We start from the raw sequence: 23,477 nt of genomic DNA, 5'->3' as shown, positions 1-23,477 counted from the left end.
ATGGCACTCTGATGCCAAAGACGCCTTGACTTGGTGCCAGACAGCCATTTCCGCCCTGGCTCGAACACTGACTGGGCACGGGAGGCTTTGATGAACCAAACGACAGAAGCATACCGCGGCAACGACAGGCTACTGTTTGGCATCATCCTGGGCGTACTGGGATTCTGGCTGTTTGCCCAGACGACGCTGAACATCGCTCCCGACATGGCCGCCGACCTGCAGGTCGGTCAGTCGTTCATGAACATTGCCGTGTCGATCACGGCGCTGTTTTCGGGAATCTTCATCGTCGTCATCGGCGGTCTCGCCGACAGGGTCGGCCGCGTCAGGATATTAATGCTGGGCTTTGGTTTCTCAATCGTCGGCTCGCTGCTGGTCGGACTGGCGCCATCCGGGGCCATGGGCGGCACGTTCCTGATGCTGGGCCGGGTTTGCCAGGGCCTGTCCGGGGCATTTGTCATGCCATCCTCGTTGGCGCTGGTGAAGGCCTATTGGGATGGCGCGGAGCGCCAGCGCGCGATCTCGCTGTGGTCGATGGGGTCTTGGGGAGGCTCGGGCTTTGCGGCGCTGTTTGGCGGGCTGATGGCCGAGAACGTGGGCTGGCGCTGGATCTTCATCATGGGCGCTGTCGTCTCGCTGATCGGCATGCTGATGGTGCGCGGGACCCCCGAAAGTAAGGCGCCTTCGAAAGAGGGGTATCAATTCGACCTTACGGGCGTGCTGACATTCATGGTCGCGATGGTTGCGCTGCAGGTCTTTGCGACCCAGGGCGCACAGTTTGGCTGGACCAGCCCTGCCTCTCTGGGTCTGCTGGCCGCAGCCGTGGTCTTTGGCCTGGCCTTCTACAGGGTTGAGAGCGGCAACCCCCATGCTTTCGTGCAGTTTGGCCTGTTCCGGAACCTGACCTATACCGGGGCCACCATCTCGAACCTGTTGTTGAATGCAACGTCAGGGATCGTCATGGTCGCGATGCTGCTGCTGCAGCAGGGGGGCTCAATGACCGCGCAAAGGGCCGGTCTGCTGACCATTGGCTACGCCATCACAATTCTGGTGTTTATTCGCGTTGGTGAAAAGCTGCTGCAACGCTTCGGCCCGCGCGAACCGATGCTGTGGGGCAGCTATATCGTCGGTCTGTCGATTGTGCTCCTGATGCCGACCAATCTGATGCTGGGCCCTTATACGGTGCTGGCTGTGATTGCCTTCTCGCTCTTTGGGCTTGGTCTCGCGTTCTATGCCACACCCTCGACCGATGCGGCGCTGTCGAACCTGCCCGCAGATCAGACGGGCGCGGGCTCGGGCATCTACAAGATGGCCTCGTCGCTCGGCGCGTCCTTCGGCGTTGCCATTTCTTCCACGATTTACACTGCGATTGCCGGCCATAACGAGGCCATTCGCTGGATCGAGGGCGTGATCACGTTCGAAGGCAGGCAGGAAAACCTGGCGTCGCGCGAGGCGGCGTTCTTTGCACTGCTGGCAAATCTGGTGATGTTGGCTGCTGCGGTCCTTTCGATCCTGGTCACCGTGCCCAAAGGCAAAACTGCCGAGCCCGGCTGACTCCATCTCACGCGTGCGTCCGCCCTCCACCTGAGCTCAGAGTCTCGTGCATCCGCACCTTGCTGAAGCATCCGTGATGTTTTGACGACACCCTTGAGAGCAGATGAGCCCTTATCGATGGGACAGCGGTTCAGGACTCCTTCTCGTCCTCCGAAGGGTCTGCCTCGGCGCGCTTCCGGGCGGAGAGATGGGCGACCGGCAGGTGCCAGCCATGCCGGATCGCCATGAAGCGAAGGCCGAAGCACAACGCCGCTCCAGCCAGAGCCGAGACGCCGTAAGGGAGACCGAGCCTGTTCCCAAGGACGACGATGGAGGCGCCGGCGAGGGCCGCGACAGCGTAGATGTCGGAACGCAGGACCTGCGGGATCTCGGTGAGAAGGACATCGCGCAGCATGCCGCCGCCGATCCCGGTCAGCATGCCGAGAAGGGCGGCCATGACCGGGTTCAGCCCGAACGCGAGCGCCTTGTGAGCGCCCGTGACCGCAAAGAGCGAGAGGCCGACCGCATCAAACAGCAGGACAGGGCTGCGGAGCCTGTCGACCCCGGTATACCAGAAGAAGGTGATCAGCCCGGCCAGGACCGAAACCAGGAGATACAGCCCGTCCGTGAGGGCCGCCGGCGGCACCGCGCCGATCAGCACGTCGCGGGTGATGCCGCCGAAGTTTCCGGCCACGAAAGACAGGACCAGAATGCCGAAAACATCGAGGCGGCGGTCAACCGCCGCCACCGCGCCGCTGATCGCAAACACGAAGGTGCCGATAAGGTCAAGAATGCGCACAAAAACATCAATGGTGATCATGCCGGCGTCAGCGGGAACCAGGACGTTGCAGCCATTCCTGACTCATATCCTTCAGTTCTTGTCTGGGCCAAGCCAGGCCAGCGCGCCGACGACCAGCGCCTCGATGCCCGTTTCCAAGGTCGGGTGCACGACCGGCGCGAATTGCGGGCTGTGATTGACCGGCAGGTCGTTCAGCTTGCCCGCAGCCTTGGCCTTTGCGTAGGTCGCCGGATCCGTGCCGCCGACGAACCAGAACACCGACGGCACCTGCCATGCGGTGCCGAAGCAGCCGAAATCCTCGCTGGCCGGGGCAGGGCCGGTATGCCGGACCCGGTCGGGCGAGAAATAGGCGCGGAAAGCCTCGGCGATGCGTTCGCTTGCCGCCTTGTCGTTCACATTCAGCGGATAGCGGTCGAGCGGGGTGATCTCCGGCTTGCGCGGGGCGCCCGAGGCTTCGGCCTCGGCATTGACGATTCGCTCGATCGCCTCGAGCACGCGCTTGCGCACCCCGGGATCGAAGGTCCGCACATTGAGCTTGATGAGCGCATCGTCGGGAATGACGTTCTCCTTCGTGCCGGCCTGCAAGACGCCGATCGTCACCACGGCCGCCTCGATGGCGGCGACCTCGCGGGACACGATGGTCTGAAGCCGCAGGACGACGGACGCCGCCATCACGATGGGATCGATGCTGGCTTGCGGCATCGACCCATGCGCACCGCGCCCGAACAGGCGGATCTGCAGGCTGTCGGCCGCCGAGGTGATCGGGCCGGCACTTCCGGCGACGAAACCGGCGGGACCGACCATGACGTGCTGGCCCAGCACGACCTCCGGCATCGGGAAGCGTTCGAGCAGGCCATCGTCGATCATCGCCTGCGCGCCTTGGGCGGTTTCCTCGCCGGGCTGGAAGACGGGCATCAGCGTGCCGTGCCAGGCATGACGCGCCTGCGACAGCAAGGTCGCCGCGCCGACCAGCCAGGTGACATGCATGTCGTGGCCGCACATATGCCCGACCGGCACGGTGTTCCCATCGGCGTCCGTCGCCATGATCTTGCTGGCATAGGGGAGGCCGGTGTTCTCGGCGATCGGGAGCGCATCCATGTCGGCGCGCAGCATCACGGTCGGGCCGTCGCCATTGCGGAGCAGGCCCACGACACCGGTCCTGCCGACCCCGGTCGTCACCTCATAGCCGGTCTTCTTGAGCCGATCCGCCGCGATGCCGGCCGTCCGGGTCTCCCGCATCGACAGTTCGGGATGGGAATGGATGTCCTTGTACAGCGCCTCCAGATCGGGCAGCAATTTTCCCAGGTCGGCCAGAACCGAGGATGCGCCTTTTGGAGTGATGTGTTCCGCCATCATGATCTCCTAATGATAGTTCATCGCCAGCGTCGAACACGTCTCATGGGTGCCGGAAGGGTCAGCCCGCCGTTCGGGGAGACGGATGGGCTCGTGGTGCGTATCCTTCAGCTCCATCGCCCGCTCGCCATTCCGGCGTAACCGTTTTCCACGGTTGGGGACCACCCTTTCTCAAAACTGCGGTTTTATTTCGCCAGCGCGAGCAGATTTGATGCAGGGCCGCCGCCGGTGCTGATCGATCCCGACCCTTGGCATGCCGGGCAGGACCGCAGCCCCGAACTGGGCCGGCGCGATCTTCCGGTGCTCCATGGTTGTCCGTGACGCGAAGCCCGAAGAGATGAAGAACTCCTGTCGGCTGGTGAGGCACATTTCCACTCAGGGTCTGAGCGCTTCCTTGGTCAGCTCCCACGCATGCCTCAACTTGGCGCCCCTCTCCGCACGTTCCGCACGTGTCTCGGCGATCCGTTTCTCGAGCCGTGCTTTGGCATCTGCTTTCGCGGTCGCGGCCTGTTCCTCCAAAGCAGTGATCCTGGCCCTGGTCTCCTGCTCAAGGTTATTCTGCCGCGCCTCGGCCTGGTCGGCGATCTCCTTCAGCTTCGTGCGGATCTCGGCAAGGCGAGCTTCAACGGCTCTCCTGGCTGCTCCCGTGGCGTGCTGGAATTCCTCCTTCAATTGTGTCAATTCCGCCCTGCGGATTGTGGCTTGCCTGGCAAGCTGCTCGTCCTCGAAATCGGTGCGTGTCTCCCGCATGACAGTGCCGCCGATCTCCTGCATCCGCACGTCGGTTGGCGCAACCCAATCCTCGTCGACATCCGCGATCACGGCGGTCGTATCGGGCGTCAGCTTTCCAGCAATCGTGCGAACAAAGTCCGAACTCACCCCAAGATGAAAGAGATCGTGCCAGCCGCCGAGCACGGCGCCGCCAGCGAGACCGACAGCGGCTCCAACGGGCCCGCCAAGCAGTCCAAGCAGTCCGCCGACTAATGCACCGGTGGTCATTCCGATGGGACCAGAGCCGACCGACTCCTTGACGCTCAGCTTCCCGTCAGACTCCCTGGTGACGACGCTCAGGGCATAGAGGGTGAGGCTACCCTGCGCGTGAAGGTCATTGAGCGCGCGGACCCCTGTGGCGGCCTTCGCCTCATCAGGAAAGACTATGACAAGGAACTTCGTTTTCATCGCACTCTCCCGCGAACGATGGAGACCTCGAGTCATGCACAGCAGGCCACCAGGAACCCTGGGCAACTTGGGAGTGGCAACCACATCATACTCCAGTTCCGGGCCGGAATGCGAAAAGTGGCACCGCATTCCTGCTGCTGTTCATGTGGAAGACGCCGCCGTGGCTGGTGGTGGTCCTGAGCGCCGTCGCCGGAGGAGTGGTCGCGGCGCTTTGAAGCGACAGGCAAAGCCGGGTGCGACGGATCAAGCGACGTTGGCAAATCCGATACCCTCCCGCCCAGGGCACCTGAGACCCGTCGAGATAGAAAGTGCGTTCGATCGTCCCAGCGGAATTGCCCGAAAAGCCATAGGGGACAATTCACCTCATGCGTACGGCCGAAAGGAATGGACCATGCGGCACGGTTTCGATTCCGGCAGGCGGCAGTTCCTCGAAGTCGCAGGCGGGGCGGGCCTCGCGCTTGCGGGCGGCCTTCTGGTTCCCGCCGGCCTTGGCCTCACGCGCCACGCCGCCGTGCAGGCCCAGACGCCGCGGGAGGCCGATCACACGATCCGGATCGCGCCCATCTCGCATGAGATCGCACCCGGGAAGGTCATTCGGACGACCGCCTACAACGGCTTGATCCCCGGTCCGGCGCTCCGGCTGCGGGAGGGCAGGCCGGTCACGATCAACGTCATCAACGACTCCGGCTATCCCAACCTGATCCACTGGCACGGGCTGTACCTGCCGTCCGAGCAGGACGGTGCGGCCGAGGAGGGATCGCCGATCATCCCGGCTGGTCAGTCACACACCTACGCGTTCACGCCGAGGCCCGCCGGCACGCGCTGGTACCACAGCCACGCGAGGGCCATGACCGACCTGTCCAGGAGCACCTATGCGGGCGAGTTCGGCTTCATGATCGTGGAGCCTGCCGTGGGCGATCCTGGCCGCTACGACCAGGAGGTGCTGCTGGCCTCCCATACGTGGCAAGGAGAGTGGGTCAGTATGCAGGATCGGCGCAAGGGGCCGCCGCCGGACAACGGGCTCGAGGTCATGTACCACGCCGCGACGCTCGGGGACCGCATGCTCGGGCAGGGCGAGCCTGTCCGCGTGCGCCAAGGCGAGCGGGTGCTGTTTCGCATCCTCAATGCGAATCCCACCATGGCCGTCTCACTCGCGCTGCCCGGTCATCGCTTCCAGGTCATCGCGCTCGACGGCAATCCTGTCCCGACACAGGCTACCGTCGACGTGCTGAAGCTCGACGTCGCGGAGCGGGCCGACGTCATCGTGGAGATGAACAATCCCGGCGTGTGGGTGCTCGGATCGACCGAGGACGACGACCGCGACATGGGCATGGGCATCGTCGTCGAGTATGCGGACCGGAGCGGCGAGCCGCAGTGGATCAAGCCGCCGAAAGCCGCCTGGGACTATGCGGTCTTCGCTCGCAAGGACGCCGCCGCCCCGCCCGACGAGACGATCACCCTGAAATTCGAGAAGATCCCCGGCGGCCGGGGCGGCTACAACCGTTGGACGATCAACGGCAGGTCATGGCCCGAGACCAATCCGCTCTTCACCGTTCAGGAAGGCAGACGCTACCGCTTGGTCCTGGACAACCATAGCGGTGACGAGCATCCGGTGCATCTGCACCGGCACACGTTCGAGGTGACGAAGGTCGGCGACAAGGCCATGTCGGGCCTGATGAAGGACACGATCAGCCTGCCGCGCTTCTCGCAGGCGGAGATCGACGTTGTCGCCGATGACCCCGGTCCGACCTTTTTCCATTGTCATCATCAAGACCACATGGATGAGGGCTTCGCGGGCCTGATGACCTACGCGTCGTGATAGGTTGGCCAGTCGCCGGGAGCATAAGGACCGTCGGGAAAGCCAGGGATAAGTCAGTTTTAGAGCCCGCCATTTCAACACGGTTACCCAGCTGTCAATGAGAACGACCCACAATCGCTCCATCATGGCCCCACAGAACCTCGTGCTCTCCACCTACGGGGCGATGAGCCAAGCCAGAGTGACCAACCCTGCCGGGAGTATCTCAGGCGTCGCGGGGCAGGGCGGTGTAGACCCGCACGATGAACTGGTAGAACGCGGCCATGTAGTTCTTCAGGAACTCGGCCGTGGCCTCGTTCGTCACGTCGCCGTCATCCGTGATGAGCTCGGGCTTGAATTGGATATAGGCCTCCGGCGCGTTCATTTGCGGCGAGTTGCAGAAGCTGAGCACGCTGCGCAGATGCTGCTGTGCGATGGCGGTGCCAATCGACCCGGGCGAGGTGCCGATCACGGCCGAGGGCTTGCGGGTGAAGGAATTCTGACCGTAGGGGCGGCTGGCCCAGTCAATGGCGTTCTTGAGCGCGCCTGGGATCGAGCGGTTGTACTCAGGGGGCACGAACAGCACCGCATCGACGGCCGCGATGGCGTCCTTGAACGCCCGGGCCACGGGCGGATACTCGTCGTCATAATCGTAGCTGTACAGCGGCAGGTCCCTGATCGGAACCTCGGTGAACGTGAGGTGCTCGGGGGCCAAGCGGATCAGCGCCTGGGCGAGCTTGCGGTTGATCGATTCCTTCGCGAGGCTGCCGATCAGATAGCCGACTTTGAACGTGGTCATGGAAAGCTCCTAAGTTCGACGGTGAAACGACTCTTGGGCGGTCGTCGATCGAGGGGAGCGGGTGTTCGAACCAGCCTATTCCGCGATGCGAATGATCGGCTTGATCGTGCCGCGCTTCTCGCTGTCCTCCGCAGCCTCGTTGATCTGCTCGAAGGGATAGAACCTCACGAGCTTGTCGAACGGGAAGCGGCCCTGCATGTGAAGCGAAGGTCGCCGCGCCGGATCTCTTCGACCTGGAAGGGGCCGCCCTTCTGCCGGACGACGGCCGCCCTGAACGGTGAAGAAGTGGCGTCGGGCATGGATCACCTCCGGTGACTGGAGTGCCGAGGTTCGTCAAACCCAGATGCCGGATTTGCCCGGCGCAACGATGCCGTTGGGGTCGAGCGCCCGCTTCAGCGCTTGGTGGACCTGCCGCTGCACCGGCCCATAGCTCTCGGCGACCTTGTCCATGAAGGCGGTGTTGACCCGATACACGCCGTACCCCGCCCGGTTGAACTCATCCAGCAACTCGCCGAAACAGGTGTGAGCAGCCTTCATCTCGTCCGGGTCGGTCCGATCGAACAGCACATCAATGATGTGGTGCATGTCGCGTCCGCCGACGATGAACTCTCCGACATAGTCGAGCCCGTGCTTGTTCAGGATGGAGGTGGCCATCTGGACCTGCTTGAGGGTTTCCGAGCCCCTGGCCTGACTCACGGGCGCAAACCACATGGAGCCGCCGCCGCCGCGCCAGTTGTACAGCCCGAACTCACGCAGGGTCATGTTGCCCCGACTCAAGTCCGCCCGATAGCGGAAGGCCGGATTATTTCCGGCGTCCTCCTCGGTGATGATCGTCCCTTTTCCGGTGGCCCTGACCACATCGGTGACGATCTTCCAGCTCACGTCGACCTGCTCCTTGGTGCCGTAAAGGGCGCCATAGGCCGTCCAGGCGCCGATGTTATGCTCCTGACGGATCCGGCGGATGATCTCCGCAGGGGTGGCGCCTTTCTGGGTGTAGTACTGGGATCGCCGGACCGTTGCCGACGCCTCGTACAACGTGCCGACGAACACCATCGCGTTCGGGACGATGCCGGCGATCCGGAGCGGGCGGAACGCATCGACGAGAGACACGATGTCGGCCTCGTCGGGATAGCTGATGGCGAAGGGCTTATAGACGTCCGGCGCCGGCATGAGCCAGAAGCCGAGCTTGGTCACGACGCCGAAATTCGACTGCGTGAAGATCCCGTCGAGATAGGGGCCATAGCCCCATTTGAACACCTGCCAGGTGTTCGAGTTGGGGATCCCGCCCATCCCGGTCCGGAGGATGTCGCCGTTGGGGAGAATGACTTCCATGCCGCACTGGAACATGAAGTGCTCGCCATACGGCGTATAGCCGACGCCCCGGTCTAGCGTGTTGCCGACCGGGCCGACGATGGCGGACGGCGCCGGCATGCTGAGCCAGAGCGGGTACTTGCGTTCGTGAATGTAGTCGTAGAGTTGCTGATAGGTGACGCCGGGCTCGACGAGAGCCGTACAGAGGACCGGATCCACGTCGATGATCCTGTTCATCCGCTTCAAGTCGAGCACGACCTGCCCACGGCTTCCCGGCGGCGCTGAGCCGTAGCCGAGGTTTTTGCCGGTTGAGATCGGCCAGATCGGGATTTTGTGTTCGTTGCAGACGCGAACGATCCTCTGGATCTGCTCGACCTCGGTCGCGATCAGGGCGGCCGATGGGGCATGCTGCGCCTCGTCCACCGGCATCATGATCTTCATGTAGGGGAGAAGCTGCTCCTCGGCCGTAAGGACATTGTCCGCCCCAAGAATCTCGGTGAACTTCCGGACGGCCGTCGTGAACTCGGCTTGTTCGACGTTCTGCGGCAGAGCAACGTACTGGCGATCGGCCATGGCAAGCTCCTCTCACAGATCGAAGGCCAACGAGACGAAGCTTTCAGCAGCACGGCTCGGACCGGATTCCATCCGGCCGGCGATAGCCTCAGGGCGAGACTCGCCGAGAGGCATCGGCTCCCGTCCATGTGCCATCGCGACCATCCGGCCAAGCGCGAAGGCCCACTGAGTGGCATCCTGACCAGGGGCCGAGGCGAACGTCGTCGAGAATTGCGTCGCCTCACCGACCGACAGGTTTTGGCGGCTGATGGAGTAACGGCTCCCGCAGGCACTGAGCGCCTCACCGAACCGTGCGGCGCATTCGCCGGCAGGCGTCAACAGCCGATGGCTCGTTTTCTCTGCGGTGATCACATGCTGGCCCAGCCATCTGCCTCGCGCACCGGCCATTCGCGCGCTCTCGACGATGATGGCCGCGAGGCCATCGTCCACAAGCCCGACCAGTGTTTGCCGCCGACCTGCGGTCAACATGGCCTGCAGGCACGAGAGATCCGGTGATCCGAGGTCGGAAATGCGCAGAACGGTCACGTCTGCATCAGGAACGCTTGTTTGACCTATGCCGGCTAGGAAGGCATCATCAAACTGGCCCGCTGACAGGACGATGATCCACGGAAGTGCGGCATCAGGCTGTTTCTCGTCCCATTCCGTGCCGGGCAAGGCAGTGGCACCGGGAATGTCCGGGACGACAGCCGCAAGACCCGTCGCGGCAAGCCCCTGCAGAACCGGGCGGCGACCCATTGTCATGGCTTGCCTCCATCAGCCTTGGGGGCGGGCGCCTTGGCCAGATACTCGCCGAGCGCCTGCAAGGTTTGATCGTCGATCTCGGAGGCCCGGAACGCCGGCATCGCCGAGAGCCCGTGCCGGGCCATGAGCACAAATGTCTCGGCCGGCAGATCTCGGCCCTTGAGCACGGGTCCGACGCCGGTCTCGTGGCAATAGCCGCAGACCTTGACATACACCTGTTCCCCATCCCGCCACCGCCCGTCGGATTGGGCGTATACCGGTGCAGTCATGACTAAGGAAGCGACAGCGGATATCGCCATGGTCGTGATCTGAGGGAGCGGCGATTGGCTGGAGGCGAGCATTGCAGTCTCCGTGCAAGCCACACGCATCACCAACGCAACAACACAGCCGTATCGGACGCAAGGCCGGGCGTTTTGATTGTCTCTGCCCAGGCAGTTTGCCGATGACGCATACGCATCCTGGTTCTAGAGGGCAGGAAGGGGCCGGCAAGCTCCAGCCCTGAAACAATTTCCGGCAAGCCGACGATCTGATGGCCGACCGGGGAACTCGCCGCCCGCGTCCCCGTTTGGCACCGATAGAGCCCGAACCGGAGCAGGGCGTCGAGGACGGTCGCTCACATGGCATTTGTGAAGCGGTTGCGCCCGTCGGCGCGGGCACGATGCAGACCACGCCATTTCCTGTCTTCGATCTGGATCGGCTATCGTCCCCGAGGCAGGCTTCAGACAATCCCTTCCGGCACGACGATCCGATCGGCTCGCGCGGTGTCCCAGGGGCTCCTGGTTCGCCCGATCAAGGTGAGGGAGAACGATGACTTTTCAGCAGAAGCTGGCGCAGGCGCGTCCTTATCCGGACTTCGACAGTGTCCCGATCGGCGGCATCTGGCGGAAGGGCCGATCGGATAAGGTCAATCGTGACCTGAATCCGTACACCGGCGATGTGGTGGCGGAGATCCCGCAAGCCAACCAGGATGATCTCGACGAGGCCTACATCAGTGCGGCCAACGCCCAGCCCGCGTGGGCTGGCCGCCTCCCCGGCGAGCGGGCCGAGGTGCTGCGCCGGGCCGCAGTCGCCATGGAGGTCCGTCGGGACGAGATCATTGACTGGCTCATCCGCGAGTCGGGCAGCACCCGGATCAAGGCCTCGCTCGAGTGGGAGGCGGTTCACGCCGTCATGCTGGAGGCTGCTGCCCTGCCTTACCTCGTCGAGGGCCGGATCCTCCCCGCCGATGTCGCCGGCAAGGAAAGCCGGGTCTACCGCAAGCCGGTCGGCGTCGTGGGTGTGATCAGCCCCTGGAACTGGCCGATGCAGCTGACCAACCGATCCCTGGCCCCGGCGCTCGCCGTCGGCAACGCCGTCGTGGTCAAGCCCGCGAGCGACACACCGGTGACGGGCGGGCTGCTGCTGGCCCGGATCTTCGAGGAGGCCGGCCTCCCGCCGGGGGTGCTGAGCGTGGTCGTCGGGGCGGGCAGCGAGATCGGCGACGCCTTCGTCCAGCACCCGATCCCACGGGTCATCTCGTTCACCGGCTCCACGCCGGTGGGACGGGGTGTGGCCCGGCTCGCCGCGGAAGCCTCGATCCTGAAGCGGGTCGATCTCGAGCTCGGCGGGAACAGCCCGTTCGTGATCCTGAACGACGCCGATCTCGATCAGGCTGTCGAGGCTGCGGTCTTCGGCAAGTTCCTGCACCAGGGCCAGATCTGCATGATCGTTAACCGCTTCATTGTGGACGCGGCGGTCTATGAGCCGTTCCTCGACCGCTTTGCCGAACGGGTGAGGGGGCTGCGTGTCGGCGACCCGGATCAGCCTGATACGGTGGTCGGACCGATCATCAACCAGCGCCAGCTCCAGGGCCTGCAGGAACGGATCAAGGAGGCCCAGGGTGCCGGCGCCCGCCAAATGGCAGGAGGCGAGCCCGAGGGCCTCGTCCTGCCGCCGCATGTCTTCGCGGATGTCACGAACGAGATGCCGCTGGCGCGTGAGGAGCTGTTCGGGCCCATCGCCCCCGTCATCCGGGCTCAGGGGGAGCGGGACGCCCTCTCGATCGCGAACGACACCGACTACGGTTTATCCAGCTGCGTCTTCACGCAAGACATCGAGCGCGGTGTGCGCTTTGCCCGGCACGTGAAGGCGGGCATGACCCACGTCAACGATCAGCCGGTGAACGATCTGCCGTTCAACCCGTTCGGCGGCGAGAAGAATTCCGGCATTGGCCGCTTCAACGGAAGATGGGGCGTCGAGGCGTTCACCACGGACCACTGGATCACGATCCAGCATGCGCCCCGTCCCTTCCCGCCCAACGCCGAGGCGATCAAAGGGCCCTGGGCAGGAGGGTAGGAATGACAAGCGATAGTCTTCCAGCCCTGGACTGTGCAGGTGCGAGGACCAGCGGCGATTGATCCATATCGCCGCAAATCGTGCGCATGACGGTCGATCTGGCCCGGAGGAACGGTGATAGCCTGTCTGCGCAACCTCAATGAGGAGGTGCTAGCGAACGCCCAGGATCACGACTGTCCCTGTCACCTTGTCCGTCGGCCAGATCGGCGAGGTCATGCCCGCTGCCACGGCGATTTTCTGGCCGGCGCCGGTATCGTAGGTGATGACGCCGCCGCCAATGGCCCCGCCGATCTTTTGCGACCACAGCTCCTTTCCAGTCCTGGCGTCGACCGCGTAGAACGTGCCGCCCATGTCGCCGAACAGCACCAGCCCGCCTGCGGTCGGCGTCACCCCGCCGAGCAACGGATAGGGCGTCTTGACCTGCCACTGGGCTGCGCCGGTATCGGCATCGGTTGCGGTCAACCAGCCGGCCCACTGCGACGGCGGATCCATCTTGCCGAAGCCTTCGGCCGGGTCGGAGGTCGCCATGCCACTCCAGGGCTGCCCGAGGGCAACACTCTGCAACGCATCGCTTCCGGCGGTCTTCACAGTGGCGCACCAGTCGACCTCGCCCGTGATGATGCTGTTGGTCTGAGGATCATAGGCTGGGCCGTTCCATTCCGCTCCACCCTGGCTGCCCGGACAGAACCGGGTCCCCTCCGGCGTCAGCGGCGCCTCAGGGTTGAAGATTGTGGTTCTCGGAAGCCGGTAGAGGCGATCGCCCGATTGCAGATCGTAGCCGTACAGGTGACCGTCCTTGGGTGCGACTGCCATGAGCCGGCGCTTGGCGCGGCTCGTGAACAGGACCGGCGCCGTGGAAACGTCCCAGTCGTGGAAGTCGCGCGGCACCAGCTGGATGTGGCGCTTGTAGGCGCCGGTCCTGGCATCCAGCACTACGATCGAGCCGGTCAGGAGATTGTCGCCATCGCGGGTCTGCTTGACGAAGTCCGGTGCCGGGTTGCCGCCCGGAACGTAAAGCAGGCCAGTGTCGGCATCCAAGGTATAGGACGTCCAGGTGGCGCCACCGGTGATCGGAAACCCTTGGGCGGTCTTCCAGGTTTCTTGGAGCCCTGATGGTGCTCCGGGGGCTGCCGGACCGCGCGTCAGGTCGGTCGACTCCTTGGGAACGAGGAAGAACTCCCACACGATCTTACCGGTCGCAGCCTCGATGGCGTACATCCGGCCCTTCACGCCCTTGTTGTCGCCGCCGGCGTTGCCGACAAAGACGAGACCCTCCCAGGCGATCGGTGCCGCCGGAACGGATTCTCCGAGCTTCGGGTTGGCAATGGCGACCTCCCACAGGCGCTTGCCGGACTTCGCGTCATAAGCGAGCACCCGTCCATCATTCGTCCCGCGGAAGAGCCGACCGTCCAGGAAGGCGACGCCGCGATTGACCTGAAGCACGTTGGCGGAGGTGTAAGTTTCGTGGACGCGCCACTTCTCGTGGCAGGTGTTCGGGTCAATGGCGAAGGTATCCATCTCGGTGGCGCCATAAAGAGCATCCCCGACCTGAATCAGGCCCGGCTGGAAGCTGGTCATCTGGCCGGTATCGTAGGTGCAGAGAACCTGGAGCCGGGAGACGTTCTGGCTGCTGATATCGTTTAGGGATGCATAACGCTCCGAGGTCAGCGTCCGATTGTAGCTGGGCCAATCGGCCGTATCGGCATGAGATGGCTGAAGCGAGAACAGCAAAAGGGCATCGTCAGGTTAACCGCTAGAGATGGAGCCGCCGCTCCCGAGCCTCAGATCAGGCCCCAGGAGCGACGCCCGAAACTTCGGCCCAGACCCGGAAGGCGTGAGCTCGGGACATGCGCTGATCGGCGGCGTTGGTGTTGGCAGGACGGCGGAAGAGATTGGCCACCTGATCATGAACTGAAAGGAAGCGCTGGGCCTGCCCGGCTGACTTGAATCGTTCATGATGCGCTCGCGCCGGCGGGTGGGCTGATGGCTGTTCTCTGCTCTCTGCGCGGTTGTTTAGGCCTTTATGCTGCCGATGCTCGACGCCAGGGATGACCTCTCGCTTGGCCGCTTTGGCATTGCGGCGGCTCTGAACCAGAATATCAAGCACGATCCCATGTTGATCGACCGCTCGCCAGAGCCAGTGCTTCCGGCCTGCAATCCTGATCGCCACCTCGTCCAAATGCCACTTGTCTCCGGGTGTCGGAAGGCGGCGGCGGTTCTGATTGGCAAAACCCTGGCCGAACTTCATCGCCCACTGCCGGACGGTCTCGTGATTGACCAGGATGCCTCGGGCGGTCAGCATCTCCTCGACCATGCGCAGGCTGAGGGGAAAGCGGAAGTACAACCAGACGGCATGGCTGATCACTTCTACAGGGAAACGATGGCGGGCGTAGCGAGGGGGACGTGACGAGGTCATAGCTCGTCTATGCCAGCATCCAGTCACCGACGCGTTAACCTGACGGTGCCCCTAAAAACTGTGAAAGTTAGGATTTGACCTGTCGGACAGTGTCGAGCCAAGTCATGTTCTGCACGAGGAAGCCGAGTTCAGAAGCGGCCATTCTGGCATGGTTGCTCCCTGCTTGGGAATGGCGGGTGGTCAAGCCCCGAAGCCGCTGCGCGGCGTGCTGCAGGCGCAGGGCTTGAGGTCCCGCCGGAAACCACGCCATCATTCAAGCTGCCAGAGTGCAACTGGCTCTGACACTGTCCGTCAAATCAAGTCCAGGATTCTACACGCCCTCCCGCCTTGAAGGTGGCCATACGAATGCCTTTGTGGACGACCAATTTATGTCACTCGAACTGCGGGCCCGTCGAGATTTGTACATTGAGGAATTGGCGCAACCAATCCACCTGCATTGAGGGCGGCAGATCTTTGGGAGAGGTCAACATGCCAAACGCATGCGGCATCCGAGCACAAGCAGGACGGTGGGGAGCCACCATCGCCCGCCTCGGTGTAATTGCTGGGCTTGCGATAGCGGCGCATCCCGGGTCGGCCGCGGCCCAGAATGCCGCCGCCGATTGGCCGAACGCGGGGCAGAACCCGCACGACACGCGAAATGCACCGAATGAGCGGGGTATTGGGCCCTCCAACGTCGGGAAGCTCGCCACCCGTTGGGTTCTCGCGACCAAGGGCAACGTCACCACCACGCCCGCAGTGATCGAAGGGACCGTGTATGTCCCCGACTATGGCGGCATGTTATGGGCCATCGACGCGTCTGACGGCAAGGTTCGCTGGAGCAACGAGATCAGCCTCTACAGCGGCATTGCTGGAGATGTCTCGCGCACCACACCGGCGTACTGGGAGGGAACGCTGATCACCGGTCAAGGGGTGCAAACCGCCCATAACCGGACCGGTGCTTTCATGCTGGGCATCGATGCCCGCACCGGGCAACCCCTCTGGCGTACCAAGGTGGAAGAGGACCCGGAAGCCATCATCACCTCCTCACCGGTCGTGGACGAGGGCGTCGTCTATGTCGGGACCTCCTCCCGGGACGAGGCCTACCAGGTTCCGATCACGTTCCGCGGCAGCGTCGTGGCCCTAGATGCCAAAACGGGCAAGCTTCTGTGGAAGACCTATATGGTGCCACAAGGCTATACCGGCGGTGCGGTCTGGAGCAGTACGCCGGTCGTCGATCATGATACCGGGCTGCTCTATGTCACGACGGGGAACAACTATACGGTTCCGACCGGTGTTTGCCGCGCTCCCGAACGCGAGAATTGTACGCCGGGCGCGGCCGACAATCGCATCGACAGCATCGTCGCCCTTGATCTGAAGACCGGGCAGATCACCTGGTCGACCCCGACATTGACCGGCGACCTGTCGACCAATTTCGACAAGGAGGATGGTCCGGACTACGACTTTGCTGCCGGCCCGAATCTGTACACCGCGATCAGCGACGGCCAACCCAGGACATTGCTCGGAGCCGGTCAAAAGAGCGGCATCTATTGGGCATTGGACCCCCAGACAGGCAAGGTGCTGTGGAAGACAGAAGTCGGTCCGGGCAGCCGGAAAGGCGGCATGATGTGGGGTACCGCCGCCGACGGCAGGCGCATCTACGTCTCCATCGGCAACGGGGACCACCTGCCGGTCAGCGTCACGGGAGAGGACGGGTCCCAGGCAACGACGAAGGGTGGTCTATGGGCAGCGATCGACGCCGCAACCGGCAAGGTCGTCTGGCGAACCGCCGATCCGCAGCAGGCCATCGATACCTGTGCGATGTCTGTCGCCAACGGCGTCGTCTACGCCGGATCGATGGCCGGCAGCGGCGACAACATGTACGCGCTCGACGCGGATACCGGTGCCGTGCTGTGGAAGTTCGCCAGTGGCGGTGCGGTCGCGTCTGGCGCATCGATCGTCAACGGAACGGTTTACTGGGGATCTGGCTATCAGACGAAGGTGATCGGATTGCCGTATGACGGCGACAACAACAAGTTCTATGCATTTTCCGTCGAGGGCCGATAGGCTGTTGCCTCGCGAGCGGTCGGCTGAAGCAAGATGACAGCGATGTCCGGCGGTCGACCGCAGTGACAGTCGAGTAGGCGCTGCGTGCGCAGGGTATCCGCTTCGGGAGGCTGCGGCGCGGAAATGGCGCTACATAGTTTTAGCTGCTGTGACCGAAGCCACAGCATGTGACGCTATATAGCAGCGGCGCTCCTTCACGGTGTCAGCCGCGGGATCGAAGGCGCTCCCGCCCACATGCGGGGCTTCTCGGATGAGCGCGATGACTGGCAGACGGCAAGGTGGGTCAACGAGTACTGTCTGTGGTGAATGGTGCATTTCCTTTCCTGGCACCGCACGTCATCACTCCGTCTGGGTCAGCCGGGGGTTCGGTGAACGCTCGTGCGACGGCCCGGCGGAAGACAGCGGGCGCGACCGGCGCCGTTGCACTCAGAATGTCACCTGCGTGTGCAGGCCGACGACAAACGCATTCGGTATCTTGCCGGTGCCGCCCGGATTGATCACGTATTGCAGGTTCGGGCGGAGCGAGAGCCACGGCGTGATCTGGGCGTTGTAGTCGACCTCGATCAGGGCCTCGTACCTCTGGATGGCGGTGGACCCCGGGTCTACGATGTTCCGATCGATCTGGAATTCCGTGAGGCGTTTGTTCACCGCGCCATAGGCAAAGACGAGCCCGATGTAGTCGTCATCGCGGTGCGGAAACGTGCCCTGATAGACGGCGCCAAACTCCAGCGAGTGGCTGAAATGGGCGGTTTGGGGATCATTCAGTACAGCCGCACCGAACAGCGTCAGCCCACGCTTGGAATCGGGTCTTTCAAGGTAGACCATCTGCGTTGCAAGCACATACCCACCCCAGCGTCCATTATGTTCGTCGAAGGGCAAGCCGGTGAGCCCGGCGGAACGTCCGGTCACGTCACGGAGCACGTCGGGCGATTTGGACGTGTTGAAGTAGCCACCGATCTTGTATTCGCCGGGCAGGCCGCCAGGACCCTTTTTTGGGAGCCAGCCGAACTCGATCGGCACAAACGCGCCGGTGCTGTTGAAGCTCAGATTAAATCCCTGGCTGCTATTTCCTGCATTGGGATTCACCTGGTAGATGCCAGTTGCCCCGTACAGTTCCGGCCTCGGGAAGACCTTGATGTTGGCGCCCCATTGCCCAACCGGGAAGTTGTGCGCGCCACTGTCGGCCGCCAGCACGGGCGGCTTGCCGCAGACCGCGTTGTTCGTGAAATAGCAATAGTATGGGCTCGTCGCAAAATCGTCGCCCACCGGCGACCACCCAAGCTTGTAGCGGATGCTGTTGTCGAACAGGCTCTGCTGGTAGTTCAGTTCGGCCAGCCGGAAGTTCTGGCCCGCTCCATAGATCTCCTGGACAGGGAAGAAATTGCCAATCGCGTCGGCAGACAGGCTGCGGCCCGCGCGGTCCGTCAAGACAACCTGGATCTTGCCATCATCAAGGCCGGCAAGGCGGCCAAGGTCGAACACGGCGCCGAAGTCGATCTGCTGCGCATAGCGGATCGCCGAGAACTTCCCGCCGACTGGATTGGCCGCACTCTCGGTAATGAAATGGGCACTCGGGGTAATGCCCACGGCTTCAAGACTGGAGCGCCAGCCCAACCAGTCGTCGGTCATCGTGCTCTGGGTGAGCCAGCTCGGGGGCGCGGTTGCTGCCTGTTGCCCGAACGCCAGCGCCGACGGTAAAAGCACGGCGCCTGCCGTCAGAAGCGGCACCCGACCAGCCCAAAATCCAATGGCTTTCGCTGAAGGCACGGCGGTCACCCTTTATTACACAAGATGCTTTCACTGGCATTGGGGGCTGTCAAGTAACTCCTCAGATACGTGCCTGTTCGGATAGGGGGCAGCGCAAGATGTGATAGACGCTCCCAACGGCCTCGGTGTGCCACAGTGGGGGTGTTGAAGAGCACCACTTGAGGGGGATCTGTTGCAAACCCTTCAGTAACTCAGTTCGGCGCACGCCCCGACGCACTCCGGAGGTGAACAATGTTCAAAGGCCGCACTTCGATCGCTCGGTAATCCTCCTGTGCGTCCGCTGGTATCTGGCCTACAGCCTGAGCCTGTGCGATCTTGAGGAGATGATGGCTGAGCGGGGCATCTCCGTTAACCACACGACCATTCATCGCTGGACGGTCACTACGCGCCGCTCCTGCTGGAGCAATTCAAGCGGCACAAGCGCCCGGTCACAAAAAGATGGCATGTGGATGGGACGTATATCAAGGTGCGCGGGCGATGGACGTACCTGTACGCGCCATCGACAGCAATGGTGACACTGTGGAATTCCGCTTCAGCGAGCGGCGCAATCTCACCGCAGCCAAGCGGTTTCTGCGCAAGGCGCTCAAGCAGCACAGCCGGCCTGAGAGGATTGTCATCGACGGCAGCCAGACCAATCGTACGCATCCGAGGAAGACCGCAGGATCAGGCCTCGCGCGTCGATGGGATCGTGGCTAACGTTGGTGCAGGTTTAAGGGGCGGCTTTTTGTGATGCGACGGTCCTGCGAGCCTCGATGATGTACTTGAGGTTCTCGATGCCATCCTCGGTGAAGAGGACAATGTGCTCTGTCAATTCGGAGGCTGGGTAGGTGTCGTAGGCACTGAGGCGGCCGTCTTCCGGGAACATCTCGATGGAGCACTCGTGCAGGAAGTCCTCGTCTTCACCGAGCATGTCAGCCACGTATTTCAGCGTGTACAGCGTTGAGTTGCGATATCCCACTCGTCGGTCCCTTTTCTGTCACGCGGCCAACTGAGAAGCCGGGTTCTCGGCCAGCCGTCGACTTTTCCATTCCCAGGGAAGCAATTCGTGCAGGCGGGCGACAGGAAGATCGGCGATCCGGGCCAGCACGTCGGCGAGCCAGGCTTTTGGATCGACATCGTTGAGACGACAGGTCGTGATGAGGGTGAGCATGACGGCGGCACGATCCGCCCCGCGCTGGGAACCGGCGAAGGTCCAGTTGCGGCGCCCTACGGCGATCCCTCTCAAGGCCCGTTCGGCGACATTGTTCGTCAGACAAGCCCGGCCATCCTCCAGGAAGCGGGCAAAGCCATCCCAGCGCTTCAGCATGTAGTCGATGGCGCCGATCACCTCGGACGATCGGGTGAGCGTGGCACGCTCCCGCTTCAGCCACTCGTGCATGTCATCAAACAGCGGCTTGCTTTTCTCCTGCCGCACCGCCAGTCGTTCCGCGGCGCTCAAGCCGTTGATCTGACGCTCGACGTCAAACAGCGCGTCGAACCGCTTGACGGCCTCCAACGCGATCGGGGAGATCGGCTTGCCGTTTCTTTTGCGATCCCGAGCCCTTTTCTCGATATCGGCCAGTTCAAAGAATTTCCGTCGCGCATGCGCGTGGCAGAAGGCAAAGGTAATCGGCACTGTTTTCTGTTCGGCAACACTGATCGGCTCGAAGCCATTGTAACAGTCACTCTGCAGAATGCCGCCATACCCGGCCAGGTGTTTCTGCGGATGTTCGCCGCGGCGGTCACCTGAGGCGTAGTAGACCGCGGCTGGCGGCGCAGGCCCACCAAACGGCTGGTCGTCCCGCACGTAAGTCCAGATCCGTCCGGTCGTGCACTTGCTTTTGGCTCGGATAGGGATGGTCGTATCGTCGCCGTGAAGGCGCTTGGCCGCAAAGACATGCTTCTCGATCAGATCGAAGACCGGCCTGAGAGCGGAGGTTCCAAACCCAACCTGATCGGCCAGTGTCGAGGTCGACAACGCGATGCCTTCGCATGTAAACCGGGCGCTCTGGCGATTGAGCGGACTGTGCATGCCAAACTTGTCGAAGAGGATCGTCGCCAGCAGATGAGGGCCGATGAAGCCGCGCGGCGTGGCATGGAACGGCGCCGGCGGCTGGCTGATCGCCTCACAGTCCCGGCAGCTGAACTTTTCCCGCACCGTCTCGATCACCTTGAACCGACGCGGGATCTCCTCCAGCGTCTCGGTGATGTCCTCGCCCAGTTTCGCCAGGCGCGAGCCACCGCAGCAGGCACAGGTCGCCGGGGGATCAAGCACCACGCGTTCGCGCTCGATATCCTCCGGCCAGGGCTTTCGGACTGGCCGCCTGCGCACAAAAGAGCGCCCGTTTGAGTTCCTGGCGGCGGCCTGTGCCGCAACCTCATCCTCGGTCGCGGCCATCACCAGTTCTTCGAGTTGCAATTCCAGCTGGTCGATCAGCCGCGCCGCGCGCTCGGAGCGCTGGCCGCGCAGTTCGCGCTTCAGCTTTTCGATCGCCAGTTCCAGACGGGCGATCAGGGCCTCGCTGTCGGACAACAGGGCTTGGGCCTTGGCGGCTTGCGCCACAGCCCTGTCCCTCTCGGCGACAACGACATCCCGTTCAGCCTGCAACACCTCACGCTCGGACAGCAGCGCCAGATAGGCGCTTGCAAGGTCTTCTGGACGATCGTCAGGCTTTGAAGGCATGACACCATTCGATCAGAATTTCCCTGTCTTTTCAATCAAATAATGCTACCCGACCCGTGTCGGACGCCAGGTTTCCTGAGGGGCACGCCAGTCGATTCCGGACAGCAAATAAGACAGCTGCGCCGGCGAGATTGTCACCACGCCATCGGCGGCTGACGGCCAGATGAACCGGCCGCGCTCGAGGCGCTTCGTAAACAGGCATGCCCCCTGGGAATCGTGCCAAATCACTTTGATCAGATCGCCTCTGCGGCCCCGGAAGCAAAATAAATGACCACTGAGCGGGTCATGTTTTAAGACTTCCTGCACCTGCAGGGCCAACGATGGAAAGCCCCGTCTCATATCGGTATAGCCCGTCGCCAGCCAGACCCGAACGCCGGTTGGGATGGGGATCATCGCAGCGCCTCGAGGCCCCGGATGATCCGCAGCAGCGCATCGACGTCGACATCCCGGTCGACGATCACATGCCGCCCGTTCGCGGTGACAACGTCCATCCGACCGAGGCCGCGTGGGGGATGCTGGACCGGCGTCGTCGGCACGGAAGGCTCCAAGGGCGTGCGAGCGTCCGGAACGACCAGGGCGGGCACAAACCCCTCCCAGGAACCAGCGCCAAGCCGTCCTTCTCTGTGAGCCTTGCGCCAGCTGTTCAATTGAAAGCGGGTGATCCCGTGCCGGCGCGCCGTGGCCGAGACCTGCTTTGGCCCGCGATAGCTCTCGGCCACAATCGCAAGCTTTGCTTCATCGCTGAACCGGCGACGACGGCCAGTGTCGACCACATCCAGGCGGCTGACCGGCCCACGATCCCTGATAATGTCCATGGCTACAACACCGTCCATATCGACGTCGATAGAGCCAGTGGTCTTCCATGTGCCTCAATCCCACAAGGCGGCCCTGCCCGGATGCGTACGACCAATCGAGAGGCCATCCTGTCGTGTGATGCCGAGAGCCGGCTGCTGGACCGGTCAGGATGCAGGCTCAAGCCGATCCGGGTCAGGCAGAGTCAATACCTCAACAACCGCATCGAGCAGGATCACCGCGCCGTCAAACGCCGCGTTCGTCCCATGCTCGGCTTCAAGTCGGCTGACAGTGCCCGGGTGATCTTAAGGGGCATCGAGTTGATCCACATGATGCGTAAACAGCAGGCGAAATATGCCTACAGGAAGCAGCTGTCGCTCGCGGAGCAGTTTCGCCTGCTCGCCGCATAAGGGCAGCCCGGTGAATCTGCTACTTTCTCGCCCTTGTTTCGGATTTGCGACAGAACCCACGCCGCTCATTGCGGATGGAGACACAGGATATGGTGGCCTCCTTTGTCAGCTGCGAACGTGCTGCTGCCAGTATTGATCGATCTGAGGCCGAACCTGCTCGAACGCTGCCGGCCCCATGTTCGGCTCTACTTGCGGAGCGTTCTCGATGACATCGCGGGACACATTGAGGACGAGCACATTCAGGCCCGGAGTCGCGCGGAAGTACTGCCAGGGCACCGCGATGTAGTCGCGCCCTATGCCCAGGAAACCGCCCCGGGCGATGACCACATGCGAGACGGCCCCCGTGTTCGGGTTCAGGACCATGTCGTTGATGCTGCCGAGTCGCTCGTCTTGGAGATTGCGCACGTCGGCGCCGGAGAGGTCGTCGATGCTGAGCGCGCGGCCGAGCTGCGTCACGGGCTGAGCTTCGAGGAGGAGACGCTGGCGCCAGGAGATTACCTGCCCAGGCTCGATGCCGGCTTGGCGCAGCTGCGCGACGCGTTGATCATAAACAGCCCCGAGCTCGCTCAGCACCGTCTGACAAGCCTGTTCATTGCCCCGCCGCGCCAGCACGCTTGCCGTGCTGTAGAGGGTCTGGATTTGGAACCGTGGCGCATCGATCCCGAACTCGGTCAGCGTGCCCCATGGGGCAACGACCGCCGGCGGGTTGCCATAGGCCCAGCGATAGCCATAGCCGTTGAGCCAGAAACCGTCCTTGTCCATCCGTTCGCCGAACGCAGTGAGGTCGTTCAGACACGGCTGCGCCGCGGGCCGTGGCGCAGGAGCGCTTGGCTGGGGCGCCTGTTGAGCCATGACGCCAGTCCCAATGACGAGCGCTGTGATAACAATGGGTGCGATCAAGTAGTTCATCATCGACCTCCATCAGAACGGGGAAAACGATTGTTCCGCCTCAGCCCCACAGTGCCTGTTCCCG

Annotated in this window: 18 protein-coding genes and 4 pseudogenes; 6 read left to right on the top strand and 16 right to left on the bottom strand. The window is 63.1% G+C overall.

Annotated elements, in window-relative coordinates:
• Positions 1 to 90 precede the first annotated feature (90 nt).
• Positions 91 to 1,551, top strand: a complete 1,461-nt coding sequence (locus RE429_RS30925; RefSeq protein ID WP_414476114.1) for an MFS transporter — start codon at positions 91 to 93, stop codon at positions 1,549 to 1,551.
• A 130-nt stretch (positions 1,552 to 1,681) separates the two neighbouring features.
• Here the strand turns inward: RE429_RS30925 and RE429_RS30920 are convergent, their stop codons facing one another.
• From RE429_RS30920 to RE429_RS30910, 3 genes are all read right to left on the bottom strand, one after another.
• Positions 1,682 to 2,350: a trimeric intracellular cation channel family protein gene (locus RE429_RS30920; protein ID WP_414476113.1), complete on the bottom strand. Its 669-nt coding sequence runs from the start codon at positions 2,348 to 2,350 to the stop codon at positions 1,682 to 1,684.
• A gap of 51 nt (positions 2,351 to 2,401) precedes the next feature.
• Positions 2,402 to 3,682: a M20 family metallopeptidase gene (locus tag RE429_RS30915; RefSeq protein ID WP_414476494.1), complete on the bottom strand. Its 1,281-nt coding sequence runs from the start codon at positions 3,680 to 3,682 to the stop codon at positions 2,402 to 2,404.
• A gap of 375 nt (positions 3,683 to 4,057) precedes the next feature.
• Complete coding sequence (locus RE429_RS30910) at positions 4,058 to 4,945, bottom strand: DUF1269 domain-containing protein (protein WP_414476112.1); 888 nt, start codon at positions 4,943 to 4,945, stop codon at positions 4,058 to 4,060.
• Between the two features lie 307 nt (positions 4,946 to 5,252).
• On the opposite strand from RE429_RS30910, the gene RE429_RS30905 reads away from it, so the two are divergent.
• Complete coding sequence (locus tag RE429_RS30905; RefSeq protein ID WP_414476111.1) at positions 5,253 to 6,680, top strand: multicopper oxidase family protein; 1,428 nt, start codon at positions 5,253 to 5,255, stop codon at positions 6,678 to 6,680.
• Between the two features lie 202 nt (positions 6,681 to 6,882).
• On the opposite strand, the gene RE429_RS30900 is transcribed toward RE429_RS30905, so the two are convergent.
• The 5 genes and pseudogenes from RE429_RS30900 to RE429_RS30880 form a co-directional block, all read right to left on the bottom strand.
• Positions 6,883 to 7,455 (bottom strand): NADPH-dependent FMN reductase, encoded by a 573-nt coding sequence (locus tag RE429_RS30900; RefSeq protein WP_414476110.1) that lies wholly within the window; start codon positions 7,453 to 7,455, stop codon positions 6,883 to 6,885.
• A gap of 75 nt (positions 7,456 to 7,530) precedes the next feature.
• Positions 7,531 to 7,659: pseudogene (locus RE429_RS30895) on the bottom strand (NAD(P)-dependent alcohol dehydrogenase); the annotation flags it as partial.
• Positions 7,660 to 7,788: 129 nt separating this feature from the next.
• Positions 7,789 to 9,339, bottom strand: a complete 1,551-nt coding sequence (locus tag RE429_RS30890; RefSeq protein ID WP_414476109.1) for an FAD-binding oxidoreductase — start codon at positions 9,337 to 9,339, stop codon at positions 7,789 to 7,791.
• Between the two features lie 12 nt (positions 9,340 to 9,351).
• On the bottom strand, positions 9,352 to 9,993 hold the full coding sequence (locus tag RE429_RS30885; protein WP_414476108.1) for a hypothetical protein: 642 nt from the start codon (positions 9,991 to 9,993) through the stop codon (positions 9,352 to 9,354).
• 83 nt (positions 9,994 to 10,076) lie between these two features.
• Positions 10,077 to 10,421, bottom strand: a complete 345-nt coding sequence (locus tag RE429_RS30880; RefSeq protein WP_414476107.1) for a c-type cytochrome — start codon at positions 10,419 to 10,421, stop codon at positions 10,077 to 10,079.
• 466 nt (positions 10,422 to 10,887) lie between these two features.
• Here RE429_RS30880 and RE429_RS30875 point away from each other — a divergent pair, with 466 nt between their 5' ends.
• Positions 10,888 to 12,414: an aldehyde dehydrogenase family protein gene (locus RE429_RS30875; RefSeq protein WP_414476106.1), complete on the top strand. Its 1,527-nt coding sequence runs from the start codon at positions 10,888 to 10,890 to the stop codon at positions 12,412 to 12,414.
• A 150-nt stretch (positions 12,415 to 12,564) separates the two neighbouring features.
• Here RE429_RS30875 and RE429_RS30870 read toward each other — a convergent pair whose 3' ends face one another.
• Entirely contained in the window at positions 12,565 to 14,145 is a 1,581-nt protein-coding gene (locus RE429_RS30870) for a pyrroloquinoline quinone-dependent dehydrogenase (protein ID WP_414476105.1), read from the bottom strand.
• A gap of 55 nt (positions 14,146 to 14,200) precedes the next feature.
• A pseudogene (locus RE429_RS30865) lies at positions 14,201 to 14,830 on the bottom strand (IS6 family transposase).
• 468 nt (positions 14,831 to 15,298) lie between these two features.
• Here RE429_RS30865 and RE429_RS30860 point away from each other — a divergent pair.
• Complete coding sequence (locus RE429_RS30860) at positions 15,299 to 16,873, top strand: PQQ-binding-like beta-propeller repeat protein (RefSeq protein WP_414476104.1); 1,575 nt, start codon at positions 15,299 to 15,301, stop codon at positions 16,871 to 16,873.
• 426 nt (positions 16,874 to 17,299) lie between these two features.
• Here RE429_RS30860 and RE429_RS30855 read toward each other — a convergent pair whose 3' ends face one another.
• Positions 17,300 to 18,640, bottom strand: coding sequence for a carbohydrate porin (locus RE429_RS30855; protein WP_414476103.1), 1,341 nt, complete (start codon positions 18,638 to 18,640; stop codon positions 17,300 to 17,302).
• 231 nt (positions 18,641 to 18,871) lie between these two features.
• Here RE429_RS30855 and RE429_RS30850 point away from each other — a divergent pair.
• A pseudogene (locus RE429_RS30850) lies at positions 18,872 to 19,279 on the top strand (IS6 family transposase); the annotation flags it as partial.
• A gap of 70 nt (positions 19,280 to 19,349) precedes the next feature.
• Here the strand turns inward: RE429_RS30850 and RE429_RS30845 are convergent.
• Genes RE429_RS30845 through tnpA form a run of 4 tightly spaced genes read right to left on the bottom strand, consistent with a single transcriptional unit; the run spans position 19,350 to position 22,117 of the window.
• Positions 19,350 to 19,598: a hypothetical protein gene (locus tag RE429_RS30845; protein WP_414476102.1), complete on the bottom strand. Its 249-nt coding sequence runs from the start codon at positions 19,596 to 19,598 to the stop codon at positions 19,350 to 19,352.
• An 18-nt stretch (positions 19,599 to 19,616) separates the two neighbouring features.
• On the bottom strand, positions 19,617 to 21,302 hold the full coding sequence (gene tnpC, locus RE429_RS30840; RefSeq protein WP_414476101.1) for an IS66 family transposase: 1,686 nt from the start codon (positions 21,300 to 21,302) through the stop codon (positions 19,617 to 19,619).
• Between the two features lie 45 nt (positions 21,303 to 21,347).
• On the bottom strand, positions 21,348 to 21,695 hold the full coding sequence (tnpB, locus tag RE429_RS30835; RefSeq protein ID WP_414470660.1) for an IS66 family insertion sequence element accessory protein TnpB: 348 nt from the start codon (positions 21,693 to 21,695) through the stop codon (positions 21,348 to 21,350).
• Complete coding sequence (gene tnpA / locus RE429_RS30830; RefSeq protein WP_414476486.1) at positions 21,692 to 22,117, bottom strand: IS66-like element accessory protein TnpA; 426 nt, start codon at positions 22,115 to 22,117, stop codon at positions 21,692 to 21,694. Before tnpA ends, tnpB begins: the two co-directional genes overlap by 4 nt.
• 90 nt (positions 22,118 to 22,207) lie before the next feature.
• Here tnpA and RE429_RS30825 point away from each other — a divergent pair.
• Positions 22,208 to 22,504, top strand: a pseudogene (locus RE429_RS30825) (DDE-type integrase/transposase/recombinase); the annotation flags it as partial.
• A gap of 105 nt (positions 22,505 to 22,609) precedes the next feature.
• Here RE429_RS30825 and RE429_RS30820 read toward each other — a convergent pair.
• Positions 22,610 to 23,413, bottom strand: coding sequence for a PRC-barrel domain-containing protein (locus tag RE429_RS30820; protein ID WP_414476100.1), 804 nt, complete (start codon positions 23,411 to 23,413; stop codon positions 22,610 to 22,612).
• Positions 23,414 to 23,477: the final 64 nt, after the last annotated feature.

The sequence above is a fragment of the Microvirga sp. M2 genome, from assembly GCF_047497095.1.
In the GTDB taxonomy this organism is placed as follows: Bacteria; Pseudomonadota; Alphaproteobacteria; order Rhizobiales; family Beijerinckiaceae; genus Microvirga.
The sequence above is the reverse complement of the archived record's forward strand: the minus strand, read 5'-3'. Positions and strand labels throughout refer to the sequence as shown.

What these genes read in the sequence shown, in the direction of transcription:
- RE429_RS30925 (WP_414476114.1), top strand. Translation starts at nt 91, where the DNA reads ATGAACCAAACGACAGAAGCATACCGCGGCAACGACAGGCTACTGTTT.
- RE429_RS30920 (WP_414476113.1), bottom strand. Translation starts at nt 2,350, where the DNA reads ATGATCACCATTGATGTTTTTGTGCGCATTCTTGACCTTATCGGCACC.
- RE429_RS30915 (WP_414476494.1), bottom strand. Translation starts at nt 3,682, where the DNA reads ATGGCGGAACACATCACTCCAAAAGGCGCATCCTCGGTTCTGGCCGAC.
- RE429_RS30905 (WP_414476111.1), top strand. Translation starts at nt 5,253, where the DNA reads ATGCGGCACGGTTTCGATTCCGGCAGGCGGCAGTTCCTCGAAGTCGCA.
- RE429_RS30900 (WP_414476110.1), bottom strand. Translation starts at nt 7,455, where the DNA reads ATGACCACGTTCAAAGTCGGCTATCTGATCGGCAGCCTCGCGAAGGAA.
- RE429_RS30890 (WP_414476109.1), bottom strand. Translation starts at nt 9,339, where the DNA reads ATGGCCGATCGCCAGTACGTTGCTCTGCCGCAGAACGTCGAACAAGCC.
- RE429_RS30880 (WP_414476107.1), bottom strand. Translation starts at nt 10,421, where the DNA reads ATGCTCGCCTCCAGCCAATCGCCGCTCCCTCAGATCACGACCATGGCG.
- RE429_RS30875 (WP_414476106.1), top strand. Translation starts at nt 10,888, where the DNA reads ATGACTTTTCAGCAGAAGCTGGCGCAGGCGCGTCCTTATCCGGACTTC.
- RE429_RS30860 (WP_414476104.1), top strand. Translation starts at nt 15,299, where the DNA reads ATGCCAAACGCATGCGGCATCCGAGCACAAGCAGGACGGTGGGGAGCC.
- tnpC (WP_414476101.1), bottom strand. Translation starts at nt 21,302, where the DNA reads ATGCCTTCAAAGCCTGACGATCGTCCAGAAGACCTTGCAAGCGCCTAT.
- tnpB (WP_414470660.1), bottom strand. Translation starts at nt 21,695, where the DNA reads ATGATCCCCATCCCAACCGGCGTTCGGGTCTGGCTGGCGACGGGCTAT.
- tnpA (WP_414476486.1), bottom strand. Translation starts at nt 22,117, where the DNA reads ATGGACATTATCAGGGATCGTGGGCCGGTCAGCCGCCTGGATGTGGTC.
- RE429_RS30820 (WP_414476100.1), bottom strand. Translation starts at nt 23,413, where the DNA reads ATGAACTACTTGATCGCACCCATTGTTATCACAGCGCTCGTCATTGGG.